Origin of the sequence: Streptomyces sp. NK08204 (genome assembly GCF_020400585.1) — a bacterium.
GTDB lineage: Bacteria > Actinomycetota > Actinomycetes > Streptomycetales > Streptomycetaceae > Streptomyces.
Genome location: NZ_JAINVF010000002.1, coordinates 528,898 through 541,035 on the forward strand (window position 1 = coordinate 528,898; position 12,138 = coordinate 541,035).

A 12,138-nucleotide genomic window follows, 5' to 3' on the forward strand; every position below is an offset into this window, starting at 1 on the left:
CCGAAAAGGGGCACGGCTGAACGTGCCCGCGGGGGACGGCTCGGAGAATGAGGAGGACGACCGATGACGACGGCCACGGAGCTGTTCCGCAGGGCCCGGGACTTCCTGCTGGAGCACCGCGAGGATTACACGACCGCCTACGCCGGCTTCTCCTGGCCGCGTCCCGGACGGTTCAACTGGGCGCTGGACTGGTTCGACGCGATCGCCGTCGGCAACGACCGGACCGCTTTGCACATCGTCGAGGAGGACGGTGCCGAGACCCGGCTGTCCTTCGCCGAGCTGGCCGAGCGCTCGAACCGGGTCGCCAACCATCTGCGCGCGCGGGGCGTCGGCGCCGAGGACCGCATCCTGGTGATGCTCGGCAACCAGGCCGAGTTGTGGGAGACCGCGCTGGCCGCGATGAAACTGCGCGCCGTCGTCATCCCGGCCACCCCGCTGCTCGGGCCTGCCGACCTCACCGACCGCGTGGAGCGGGGCCGGGTCAGACACGTCGTGGTCCGTACCGAGGACGCGCCCAAGTTCGCCGACGTGCCCGGCGCCTACACCCGCATCGCGGTCGGCGGAGCGCCGGTGCCGGGCTGGGAGCCCTACGAGGACGCGTACGCGGAGTCCGCCGAGTTCGTCCCCGACGGGCCGACCCTCGCCGACGACCCGCTGATGCTGTACTTCACCTCCGGCACGACCGCCCGGCCCAAGCTGGTCGAGCACACGCACACCTCGTATCCGGTGGGCCACCTGGCGACCATGTACTGGATCGGGCTCAGGCCCGGCGACGTGCACCTGAACATCTCCTCGCCCGGCTGGGCCAAGCACGCCTGGTCCAACCTGTTCGCCCCGTGGAACGCGGAGGCGACCGTCTTCGTCTTCAACTACACGCGGTTCGACGCGGCCCGGCTGATGGCCGAGATGGACCGGGCCGGGGTCACCACCTTCTGCGCCCCGCCGACCGTGTGGCGCATGCTCATCCAGGCCGACCTCACCCAGCTGCGCACCCCGCCGCGCGAGGTGGTGGCCGCAGGTGAGCCGCTCAACCCCGAGGTCATCGAGCAGGTGCGGCGGGCCTGGGGCGTCACCATCAGGGACGGCTTCGGGCAGACCGAGACCGCCGTGCAGGTCTCCAACAGCCCCGGCCAGCAGCTGAAGACGGGCTCGATGGGCCGGCCCAGCCCCGGCTTCCGGGTGGAGCTGCTCGACCCGGTCTCCGGTGCCCCCGGTGCCACCGAGGGCGAGATCGCCCTGGACCTGTCCGAGCGCCCGGTCGGCCTGATGGCCGGCTACCACGGCGACCCCGACCGCACGGCGGAGGCCATGGCCGGCGGCTACTACCGCACCGGGGACATCGCCGCCCGGGACGAGGACGGATACCTGACCTACATCGGCCGCGCCGACGACGTCTTCAAGGCCTCCGACTACAAGATCAGCCCGTTCGAGCTGGAGAGCGCTCTGCTGGAGCACGAGGCGGTGGCCGAGGCGGCCGTCGTGCCCGCACCGGACGAGCTGCGGCTCGCCGTGCCCAAGGCGTACGTCGTCCTCGCCGAGGGCTGGGAGCCCGGCCCCGACACCGCGAAGGTCATCTTCGAGCACTCGCGCGAGGTGCTCGCCCCCTACAAGCGCATCCGCCGGCTGGAGTTCGGCACGCTTCCCAAGACCGTCTCCGGCAAGATCCGCCGGATCGAACTGCGCGAGGCGACCGCCGCGGGCTGCGCGGACGAGTACCGCGAGGAGGACTTCCGGTGACCGCACCGCTGTCGTACACGCACGGGACGAGCGAGACCGTCCTGCTCGGGGACACCATCGGCGCCAACCTGGACCGGGCCGTGGCGGCCTGGCCGGACCGCGAGGCGCTCGTGGACGTGCCGTCGGGGCGGCGCTGGACGTACGCCGAATTCGGCGTGGACGTCGAGAAACTGGCGCAGGCGCTGGCCGCCTCCGGGGTCACCAAGGGCGACCGGGTGGGCATCTGGGCGATCAACTGCCCGGAGTGGGTCCTGGTCCAGTACGCCACCGCCCGCATCGGCGCGATCATGGTCAACATCAACCCCGCCTACCGCACCCACGAGGTCGAGTACGTCCTGGGCCAGGCCGGCGTCACGCTGCTGTTCGCCTCCCTCAGCCACAAGACGAGCGACTACCGGGCGATGGTGGAGCAGGTGCGGGGCAGCTGCCCGCGGTTGCGCGAGGTCGTGTACATCGGCGACCCGAGCTGGGAGGCGCTGCTCACGCGCGGGACCGGCGACGCCCCGTACGAGGAGTTGTCCTGCGACGACCCCATCAACATCCAGTACACCTCGGGCACGACCGGCTTCCCCAAGGGCGCCACCCTCTCCCACCACAACATCCTCAACAACGGCTACTTCGTCGGTGAGCTGATCGCCTACAGCGAGCAGGACCGGGTCTGCATCCCGGTGCCCTTCTACCACTGCTTCGGCATGGTGATGGGCAACCTGGCCGCGACCTCGCACGGCGCGTGCATGGTCATCCCGGCGCCGTCCTTCGACCCGAGGGCCACGCTGGAGGCGGTCCAGCAGGAGCGGTGCACCTCGCTCTACGGCGTCCCGACGATGTTCATCGCGGAGCTGAACCTGCCCGAGTTCGCCACGTACGACCTCTCGTCGCTGCGCACCGGCATCATGGCGGGCTCCCCCTGCCCGGTGGAGGTGATGAAGCGGGTGGTCGCCGAGATGCACATGGAGCAGGTGTCCATCTGCTACGGCATGACCGAGACCTCCCCGGTCTCCCTGCAGACCCGCATGGACGACGACCTGGAGCACCGCACCGGCACCGTCGGCCGCGTGCTGCCGCACCTGGAGGTCAAGATCGTCGATCCGGTCACCGGTGTCACCCAGCCCCGCGGCGCGGCGGGGGAGTTGTGCACCCGCGGCTACAGCGTGATGCTCGGCTACTGGAACGAGCCCGAGAAGACCGCCGAGGCCGTCGACGCGGGTCGCTGGATGCACACCGGGGACCTCGCGGTGATGCGGGAGGACGGGTACGTCGAGATCGTCGGCCGGATCAAGGACATGATCATCCGGGGTGGCGAGAACATCTACCCGCGGGAGATCGAGGAGTTCCTCTACGCCCACCCGAAGATCAGGGACGTCCAGGTCGTCGGCGTGCCGCACGAGACGTACGGCGAGGAGGTCCTGGCCTGTGTCATCCCGCACGACGCGGCCGACCCGCTCACCCTGGAGGAGCTGCGCGGCTTCTGCCAGGGAAGGCTCGCGCACTACAAGGTCCCCAGTCGGCTGCAGATCCTCGATGCCTTCCCGATGACCGTGTCCGGAAAGGTACGCAAGATCGAGCTGCGGGAGCGGTACGGGGTGTGAGTCCTCCGGTGCCGAGCGCGGACGGGGGTCACACTCGGCACCGGAACCCGCCCGCCCGGCGCCCGGAGCGCCGTCAGGCGGTCCGTCCGTCGCGGTCCCGGGTGCCCGGACGGGACGCGCCCGCGAAGTGGAGCGTGCGGGCGGCGTCGTTCACCGGCTGTGGGGTGCCCGTGGGGCCGAGGACGAACAGTGCGATGCCCAGCGCCGCGGCGCGGGCGCGCGCCTCGTCCGTGTAGCCCGCGAGGGAGAAATACAGACAGTCCGCGGACTGCGTCATCGCCGTCAGCCACAGACACTCCACGTCCCGCGGCGCGGCGGGGCGCACGGTCGGATCCACCTGCGCCAGCAGCCCGCGCGCGGCGAGGACGATCCCGTTCGAGGGCCGCTGGTCGGCCCGCCGGACGTCACGGTGACCGAGCCACCCGAGGTAGAGCAGGGCGGCGGTGACGGCGTCCCGCGCCGTGCGCACGGGGCGCGGCTGAGCACCGGGCCGGCCGCCCTGACCGGCCCGGCCGGCTCGTGAGGTGTCCGGCGCCGCCGGCTCCTCGCGCCCCCGCGGCGGTGCGGCGCTCACCGCGGGATGCAGCACGGTGCCGCAGGGGCAGCCCAGCTCGGGGCGGGGCCACAGGCCCGGGCGTCCGCAGGAGGCGCACGGCACGGTGACCCACTCGTCCTCCCAGGCCCGGTGGGCCCGCACGGTGGGGCCGGTCGCCGGATCGAGCCGCGGACCGGCGGACGCACCGCAGACGCACGGATACACCGGCGCGACGTAGACGTGTTCGCGCCGGCAGGCCGGACAGCACACCGGCACGCTCTCGGGCATGGCCACTCCAAGGCGTCGCGGGGCCCCCCATCGTCCTCCTGCCCTACCCCGCCTGTCCGGAACTTGCCCACTCTTGACGACGTTCGCCTGCCCACCTACATTACTTCCAAATAGTAGAAGTTAGATTCCGCTATTCGGAAGTTAGTCAGCGAACTGGACACTGTGCTCACCGCAGGGCGCGACGGGAGTACGCATCCGACAGCCGAAGCAGGAGTACTCAATGGCCCGTATGACCGCTGCCCGCGCGGCAGTCGAGATCCTCAAGCGTGAGGGCGTCACCGACGCCTTCGGTGTGCCGGGCGCGGCGATCAACCCGTTCTACGCGGCTCTCAAGGCCTCCGGCGGCATCACCCACACCCTCGCCCGCCACGTCGAGGGTGCCTCCCACATGGCCGAGGGCTACACCCGTACCCATGCCGGCAACATCGGTGTCTGCATCGGCACCTCCGGCCCCGCCGGCACCGACATGATCACCGGCCTGTACTCGGCCACCGGAGACTCCATCCCGATCCTGTGCATCACGGGCCAGGCCCCGACCGCCGTGATCCACAAGGAGGACTTCCAGGCGGTCGACATCGCCTCGATCGCCAGGCCGGTCACCAAGATGGCGGTCACCGTCCTGGAGGCGGCCCAGGTCCCCGGCGTCTTCCAGCAGGCCTTCCATCTCATGCGCTCCGGCCGCCCCGGCCCGGTCCTCATCGACCTGCCGATCGACGTGCAGCTCACCGAGATCGAGTTCGACCCGGAGACGTACGAGCCGCTGCCGGTCTACAGGCCCGCCGCGACCCGCGCGCAGATCGAGAAGGCGATCGGGCTGCTGGGCGCCTCCGAGCGCCCCCTGATCGTCGCGGGCGGCGGTGTCATCAACGCCGACGCCGCCGGCCTCCTCGTCGAGTTCGCCGAGCTGACCGGGACCCCGGTCGTCCCCACCCTGATGGGCTGGGGTGTCATCCCGGACGACCACGAGCTGAACGCCGGCATGGTCGGCCTGCAGACCTCGCACCGCTACGGCAACGCGACCTTCCTGGAGTCCGACTTCGTCCTCGGCATCGGCAACCGCTGGGCCAACCGCCACACCGGCAGGCTGGACGTCTACACGGCCGGACGGAAGTTCGTCCACGTCGACATCGAACCCACCCAGATCGGCAGGATCTTCGCCCCGGACTACGGCATCACCTCCGACGCGAAGGCCGCGCTGGAACTCTTCGTCGAGGTGGCGAAGGAACTGAAGGCGGCCGGAAAGCTGCCCGACCGCAGCGCCTGGGCGGCCTCGGCGCAGGAGAAGAAGGCCACCCTGCAGCGCCGTACCCACTTCGACAACATCCCGATCAAGCCGCAGCGTGTGTACGAGGAGATGAACAAGGCCTTCGGCCCGCAGACCCGGTACGTCTCCACCATCGGCCTCTCCCAGATCGCCGGCGCGCAGATGCTGCACGTCTTCAAGCCGCGGCACTGGATCAACTGCGGTCAGGCGGGCCCCCTCGGCTGGACCGTCCCGGCCGCGCTGGGCGTGGCCAAGGCCGACCCGGAGGCGTCCGTCGTCGCCCTCTCCGGCGACTACGACTTCCAGTTCATGATCGAGGAGCTGGCGGTCGGCGCCCAGCACAAGATCCCCTACATCCACGTCCTGGTGAACAACTCCTACCTGGGTCTCATCCGCCAGGCGCAGCGGGCGTTCGACATCGACTTCCAGGTCAAGCTGGAGTTCGAGAACATCAACTCGCCCGAGCTGGGCGTCTACGGCGTCGACCACGTGAAGGTCGCAGAGGGTCTGGGCTGCAAGGCGATCCGCGTCACCGACCCGAACGAACTCGGCGCCGCCCTGGAACAGGCCAAGAAGCTCGCGGCCGAGTTCCGGGTCCCGGTCGTGGTCGAGGCGATCCTGGAGCGGGTCACCAACATCTCCATGTCGGGCACCAACGACATCGGCAACGTGGTCGAGTTCGAGGAACTCGCCACCGAGCCCGGTCACTCGCCGACGGCGATCAAGCCCCTGAAGGTCTGACCACCGGTCGGCACCGGCGCCGCCTCGGTGTCCGGGCGGAGCCGCGGCCGCTGCCTGGTGACCCGGTGACCCGGTGACCCGGTGACCCGGTGACCCGGTGAGCGGCGGGAACGGCCGGTGGGCGGCGGCCCCACGGCGTCGAGAGCCCGCCGGTCCGCGGGCGTCCCGCCTGTCGCCCCGGTCCCTGCCGTCCTGCGCGCACCACGCCCCCGTCATTCCGACGGGGGCGTTCGCGTGTTCGGGCCAGAGGGCTCGGCGGTGCCGGGACGAGCCGGCCGCCGGCCCGCGGCCGAGGTGCTCGGCCGCCCCGGCGCCCCCGTGCGCGGGACCCGCCGCCCCCGCGCCGACGGGTCCCGCGCGTCGGTGATGTGCCCGGGGCGTGGGTGCGTCGAAGCCTCCATGCTGCTGTTCAGAGGATGATTCGAGGCTTGGCAGGCCTCGTACGGAAGTTGTTGTCCGCGGCCTTGCTAGATCTCGTGTTCCGACAGGCCCGGCCAGTCGTCCGGCCCGCCGCCCTGCCATTCGACGAGGTCGCTCTCCTCGACCTCGATCCGGTCCAGGTCGGCCAGCCGAAGGATCTCCACGACGTCGTCCAGGTGGGAGGCGATCCCCAGGGTGACCTCTCCCTCGGTGACGCGCCGGGAGCCGTCCAGGGCCGGGGCATGGACCACGATGTGCGGATACTGCGTCGGATTGCCCATGCCTTCAGCGTGCTGCGGGCGGGGCGGATACGCACGCCGAACCCCTGCCTCCCGGGCAACGCGAAAGCGCCCCCCTGGAACAGGGGAGCGCTGCGCACCGTGTGGTGACCGTCCGACGGCGCGAGGCTGGGCGCGACAGGACATTCGCGCCGCCGGACGGAGCGGGAGTCCCTCCGGGAGTCTCAGGGAGTCTCCGGGAGGTGGGGCTGGGACCGCGGTGGCCGCGACGGAGCCCGGGTCTTCTTCCCTCAGGTCGAGAAGTCGGCCCCGATTCCTTCACCACCGCACTGGCTCGCGCACCACCGCGGTCCTCGCCCGGCCCGCCGTACCGGGTGATCACCCCTCATCCGGATCACCCGCCGGCGGCGGGGCGTACGCGCCCGGTCCCGACCTCCCCGTCGGGACCCGGACGCGGGCTTCGGCCTCAGTCCTCGCGCAGGGCGCGGACCGCTTCCTCCACGCGCTTGCCGTAGTCCGGGTCCGCGGCGTGGAAGTGGGCCAGGTTCTTCTCGATCACATCGTCGCGGGAGACCTGCGACAGGCTGCCGGCGATGTTCGCGACGAGGCGGGACCTCTCCTCCTGCGACATCAGACGGTACAGCTCGCCCGCCTGGAAGAAGTCGTCGTCCTTGGTGTGCAGGGGCGCCTCGTGGCTGCCCGTGTAGCCGGACACGGCCAGCGGGGCCGACAGCGGGCGACCGGTCTGCACCGGGCCGTCGTACGAGTTCGGCTCGTAGTTCTTGGCGTGGCGGCCCTGCGCGTTGGCCGCCATGAAGCCGTCGCGGCCGTAGTTCTGCGCGGTCGTCGCCTTCGGGGCGTTGACGGCCAGCTGTGTGTGGTTGACGCCCAGGCGGTAGCGGTGCGCGTCCGCGTAGGCGAACAGGCGGCCCTGGAGCATCTTGTCCGGGGACGGGCCGATGCCGGGGACGAAGTTGTTCGGGGAGAACGCGGCCTGCTCGACCTCGGCGAAGACGTTGTCCGGGTTGCGGTCCAGCACCAGGCGGCCGACCCGCCGCAGCGGATGGTCCCGGTGCGGCCACACCTTCGTCAGGTCGAACGGGTTGAAGCGGTAGTCCGCCGCCTCGGCCGCCGGCATGATCTGGACGTACAGGGTCCAGGACGGGTGCACCCCGCGCTCGATCGCCTGCAGCAGGTCCGTCTGGTGGGAGTTCGGGTCCTTGCCCGCGGTCTTCGCGGCCTGCTCGCTGCTCAGGCAGCGGATGCCCTGGTTGGTCTTGAAGTGGTACTTGACGAAGAAGGCCTCGCCGGAAGCGTTCGTCCACTGGTAGGTGTGCGAGCCGTAGCCGTTCATGTGGCGGTACGACGCCGGGATGCCGCGGTCGCCCATCAGCCAGGTCACCTGGTGCGTGGCCTCGGGGGCGTGCGCCCAGAAGTCCCAGACGTTGTCCGGCTCCTGGCGGCCCGTGAAGGGGTCGCGCTTCTGCGAGTGGATGAAGTCCGGGAACTTGATCGGGTCCTTGATGAAGAAGACCGGGGTGTTGTTCCCGACGAGGTCGTAGTTGCCCTCTTCGGTGTAGAACTTGACCGCGAAACCGCGCGGGTCGCGCACCGCGTCCGCGCCGCCGAGGGAGTCGGCGACCGTGGAGAAGCGCACGAACACCTCGGTGCGCTTGCCGATCCCGCCGAGGAAGCCGGCCTGGGTGAAGCCGGTGACGTCGTCCGTGACCTCGAAGTGGCCGTAGGCGCCGGAGCCACGGGCGTGCACCACGCGCTCCGGGATGCGCTCGCGGTTGAAGCGGGCCAGCTTCTCCAGGAGGTGCTGGTCCTGGAGCAGGAGCGGGCCGCCGACGCCGGCGGAGGCGGAGTTCTGGTTGTCGGCGACCGGGGCGCCGGACTCTGTCGTGAGCACGCGCTTCGACATCGTGGACCTTCCGTGCGGGTGGCAGCGGAAATCTTCTTCCGCTTTGCGGAGCCTAGAGAGGGGGCAATCTGAGCGTCAACAGTTTGTTGAAGATGGATCCGGGCGGCGCCGGCGCCTGGGCGCGACAGGACAGGTGTCGGCGACGGCGCCGCCCGGACGTCTTGGGTGCCTCAGACCTGTGCGCCGGAGAGGCGCTCCACGGCCCGCAGCAGGGCCGAGTGGTCCAGGTCGCCGTCGCCCTGGGCGCGCAGCGAGGCGACCAGCTGGGCGACCACGGCGCCGACCGGCAGGGCGGCACCGACGTTGCGGGCGGCGTCGGTGACGATGCCCATGTCCTTGTGGTGCAGGTCGATGCGGAAGCCCGGCTTGAAGTCGCGGTGGAGGAAGTTCTCCTTCTTCCGGGTCAGCACCGTCGAACCCGCCAGGCCGCCGGCCAGGACGTCCAGCGCGGCCGTCAGGTCCACCCCCGACTTCTCCAGGAAGACCACGGCCTCGGCGCACGCCTGGATGTTCACGGCGACGATCAGCTGGTTGGCCGCCTTCACGGTCTGGCCGCAGCCGTGCGGGCCGCACAGGACGATGGTCTTGCCGAGCGCCTCGAAGACCGGCCTGGCGACATCGAAGTCGGCCTGCTCGCCACCGACCATGATCGAGAGCACGGCCTCGACGGCGCCGGCCTCACCGCCGGAGACGGGGGCGTCCAGGACGCGGATGCCCCTGTCCTTCGCGGCCTTCGCCAGGTCGATGGAAGTCTGCGGGGTGATCGAGGACATGTCGATCAGCAAGGTGCCCGGCCTGGCGTTCTCCAGGATTCCGTCGGGGCCGTAGGCGATGGCCTCAACCTGTGGGGACGCGGGCACCATCGTGATCACCACGTCGGCGTCGCGCACGGCCTCGGCGATCGAGGAGGCCGCGGTGCCGCCCGCGGCGGCCAGTCGGTCCAGCTTGTCCTGCTCCAGGGTGTAGCCGGTGACCTGGTAGCCCGCCTTGATCAGGTTCTCGGACATGGGGGAGCCCATGATCCCGAGGCCGATCCAGGCAATCGCCGGGCGGGTCGGGCGGGAAGGATCCGTGAGGGTGTTGCTCATGGGGGTGCCTCTCTCACTGCTCTGCAGCGTCAGGGGGTCGGGCGCGCTTCGCGCGGGAGCCAGTCGAAGGCCTCGCGGCTCGGGCGGTCGCCCGGCTTGTACTCCAGGCCCACCCAGCCGTCGTAACCGGCCTTCTTCAGCTGGTCGAGCAGCTGAAGAAGAGGGAGCGAGCCCGTCCCGGGGGCGCCGCGACCCGGGTTGTCGGCGATCTGCACATGGCCGGTCTTCGACGCGTACTGCTCGATCACCGAGGGCAGGTCCTCGCCGTTCATCGACAGGTGGTACAGGTCCATCAGGAACCTGGCGTTGCCCAGGCCCGTCGCCGCGTTGACCTTGTCGACGACCTCGACGGCGGCCGGCGCCGACAGCAGCGGGTAGCGCGGTGACTCGGGCCGGTTCAGCGCCTCGATCAGCAGGACCGCACCGATCCGGTCGGCCGCGCGGGCCGCGAGGGCCAGGTTCTCCAGGGCGAGCGCGTCCTGCTCGGCCGGGTCCACGCCGTCCACGCGGTTGCCGTAGAGGGCGTTCAGGGCCTTGCAGCCGAGGGACTCGGCGAAGCCGGCGGCCATGTCGATGTTGGCGCGGAACTTCTCCGACTCCTCACCGGGGATCGACAGGGCGCCGCGGTCGGGGCCCGGCAGCTGTCCGGCGTAGAAGTTCAGTCCCGTCAGCTGGACGCCCGCGTCCTCGATCGACTGCTTCAGGGCGTCGAGCCCGCGCTGCTCGGGGGTGGGGGAGTCGACCCAGGGCCACCACAGCTCGACCGCCGAGAAGCCCGCCGCGGCGGCAGCCGCGGGGCGCTCCAGGAGCGGGAGTTCCGTGAAGAGGATCGACAGGTTGACGTTGAAGCGCTGGTCTGCGGCTGTGCTCGATCCGAAACCCGGCATTCGGGCCGCGCTCCCTTCCGTGATTCAGATTCCGTATTGCGGAAGTTCGTTTCTGCGTAACGGAAGATTGCAACCGCGTCTCGCCGGTTGTCAAGGGGGACCCGGTGGAGCTGCCCGAAAATCGGTGCCGCGCGTTAGGTTGTGCGCGTGCGATTGAGAGTGGAGTTCACGACCGAACCCTTCGACCTCGACGAGGCGCCCGCGCATGCCCTGGTGGCGCGGCAGGTCATCGAGGCCGCCGAACTGGACGCCGTCGACGTCGGCCCGTTCGGCAACACGGCCGAGGGGGGTGCCGACAGCGTGCTCACCGCCGTGGACGCACTGCTGCGCAAGGCCCTTCAGGCCGGTGCCACCCGGGTCTCGCTCCAGGTCAACGTGCTCGGGGACGCAACCGGGGAGGGCGATAGGTGACCAGGGACGAGCCCTTCATCGCGGCCGTGAAACCGCTGGTCGACGCCATGGGCGGGGAGCTTCTCCCGCCCGACGAGGCCGGCCCCGAGGACGTCGTCCTCGCCTGGGAGGGCGTCGATGTCGTCGCCGTGCGCCTGCCCCAGCTCGCCGACTCCCTCGACCACATCCTCGCCGCCATGGAGCGACGGCAGGGCCGGCCCCTGGCCGACCTGGACCGCAAGGCCAAGCAGGAGGTCGTGCGCACCCTGGAGGCGCGCGGCGCCTTCGCCGTGCGCCATGGCGTGGAGACCGTGGCCGGCGCGCTGGGCGTCAGCCGCTTCACGGTCTACAACTACCTCAACCGGGAGAAGGGCAGCTGACGCCCGGGGCGGGCCCGGGGGAGCCCCGCCGGAGCTTGTTACGCGGATTTTTCAACAAAGTGTTGACGTGACGTTTCCGGGAGCGTTAGCTATCGGCAGCCCGTTCAGCACGAAGGCCGTATCCGGCCACGGAGGCTCCCGTGACTACGACTTCCACGCCCCCGGGCCTGCCCCGGTTCAACGCCCTGGAGGAGAACGCGGCCCTCGCCGCCCTCCAGGAGGTGTGCGCCTCCACCGAGTGGGCCCGGCGCGTGCTCGCCGCCCGCCCCTACGCCACCGTCGAGGCCCTCTGTGCCGCCAGTGACGCCGCCACGGCCGAGCTGACCACGGCCGGCCTCGAGGAGGCGATGGCCGGGCACCCGCCGATCGGGCGCCCCGAGCCCGGCGACCCGACCTCCGCCCGCGAACAGCGCGGCATGGCCGGCGCCTCCGAGGAGCTCAAGGCGGAGATGCTCGAACTGAACCTGGCCTACCAGGAGAAGTTCGGCCACGTCTTCCTCATCTGCGCCACCGGCCGGACCGGTGAGCAGATGCGGGACGCCGCCAAGGAGCGGATCGGGAACGCGCCGGAGCAGGAGCGGGAGATCGTCCGCACCGAGCTGGGCAGGATCAACCGCATCCGACTGGCCCGACTCGTCGAAGGGGACGCCTGACAC

11 protein-coding genes are annotated in these 12,138 nt (G+C 70.7%); 6 read left to right on the forward strand and 5 right to left on the reverse strand.

What is annotated here, in order from left to right:
- Window positions 1–63 precede the first annotated feature (63 nt).
- Together K7G59_RS05410 and K7G59_RS05415 are read left to right on the forward strand one after the other, a co-directional pair.
- Entirely contained in the window at window positions 64–1,737 is a 1,674-nt protein-coding gene (locus K7G59_RS05410) for an AMP-binding protein (protein WP_225830673.1), read from the forward strand.
- Window positions 1,734–3,326, forward strand: a complete 1,593-nt coding sequence (locus tag K7G59_RS05415; protein WP_225830674.1) for an AMP-binding protein — start codon at window positions 1,734–1,736, stop codon at window positions 3,324–3,326. Before K7G59_RS05410 ends, K7G59_RS05415 begins: the two co-directional genes overlap by 4 nt.
- A gap of 73 nt (window positions 3,327–3,399) precedes the next feature.
- On the opposite strand, the gene K7G59_RS05420 is transcribed toward K7G59_RS05415, so the two are convergent.
- Window positions 3,400–4,149 (reverse strand): hypothetical protein, encoded by a 750-nt coding sequence (locus tag K7G59_RS05420; RefSeq protein WP_225830675.1) that lies wholly within the window; start codon window positions 4,147–4,149, stop codon window positions 3,400–3,402.
- Between the two features lie 220 nt (window positions 4,150–4,369).
- Between K7G59_RS05420 and gcl the strand changes: the two genes are divergently transcribed.
- Window positions 4,370–6,154 carry a glyoxylate carboligase gene (gene gcl / locus K7G59_RS05425; RefSeq protein WP_225830676.1) on the forward strand — a complete coding sequence of 595 codons (1,785 nt, stop codon included), beginning with the start codon at window positions 4,370–4,372 and terminating at the stop codon, window positions 6,152–6,154.
- A gap of 467 nt (window positions 6,155–6,621) precedes the next feature.
- Here the strand turns inward: gcl and K7G59_RS05430 are convergent, their stop codons facing one another.
- From K7G59_RS05430 to K7G59_RS05445, 4 genes are all read right to left on the reverse strand, one after another.
- The gene (locus tag K7G59_RS05430; RefSeq protein ID WP_225830677.1) at window positions 6,622–6,855 is read right to left on the reverse strand and encodes a hypothetical protein; all 234 of its coding nucleotides are present in this window, start codon (window positions 6,853–6,855) and stop codon (window positions 6,622–6,624) included.
- Window positions 6,856–7,279: 424 nt separating this feature from the next.
- The gene (locus K7G59_RS05435; protein ID WP_225830678.1) at window positions 7,280–8,737 is read right to left on the reverse strand and encodes a catalase; all 1,458 of its coding nucleotides are present in this window, start codon (window positions 8,735–8,737) and stop codon (window positions 7,280–7,282) included.
- Between the two features lie 170 nt (window positions 8,738–8,907).
- Window positions 8,908–9,825 carry a 2-hydroxy-3-oxopropionate reductase gene (locus K7G59_RS05440; RefSeq protein ID WP_225830679.1) on the reverse strand — a complete coding sequence of 306 codons (918 nt, stop codon included), beginning with the start codon at window positions 9,823–9,825 and terminating at the stop codon, window positions 8,908–8,910.
- Window positions 9,826–9,854: 29 nt separating this feature from the next.
- Window positions 9,855–10,712, reverse strand: coding sequence for a TIM barrel protein (locus tag K7G59_RS05445; protein ID WP_225830680.1), 858 nt, complete (start codon window positions 10,710–10,712; stop codon window positions 9,855–9,857).
- A 147-nt stretch (window positions 10,713–10,859) separates the two neighbouring features.
- Between K7G59_RS05445 and K7G59_RS05450 the strand changes: the two genes are divergently transcribed.
- From K7G59_RS05450 to uraD, 3 genes are all read left to right on the forward strand, one after another.
- Entirely contained in the window at window positions 10,860–11,123 is a 264-nt protein-coding gene (locus tag K7G59_RS05450; RefSeq protein WP_225830681.1) for a thiamine-binding protein, read from the forward strand.
- A gap of 47 nt (window positions 11,124–11,170) precedes the next feature.
- Entirely contained in the window at window positions 11,171–11,482 is a 312-nt protein-coding gene (locus K7G59_RS05455) for a helix-turn-helix domain-containing protein (protein WP_225830755.1), read from the forward strand.
- A gap of 140 nt (window positions 11,483–11,622) precedes the next feature.
- The gene (gene uraD, locus K7G59_RS05460; RefSeq protein ID WP_225830682.1) at window positions 11,623–12,135 is read left to right on the forward strand and encodes a 2-oxo-4-hydroxy-4-carboxy-5-ureidoimidazoline decarboxylase; all 513 of its coding nucleotides are present in this window, start codon (window positions 11,623–11,625) and stop codon (window positions 12,133–12,135) included.
- The last annotated feature ends 3 nt before the right edge of the window (window positions 12,136–12,138 follow it).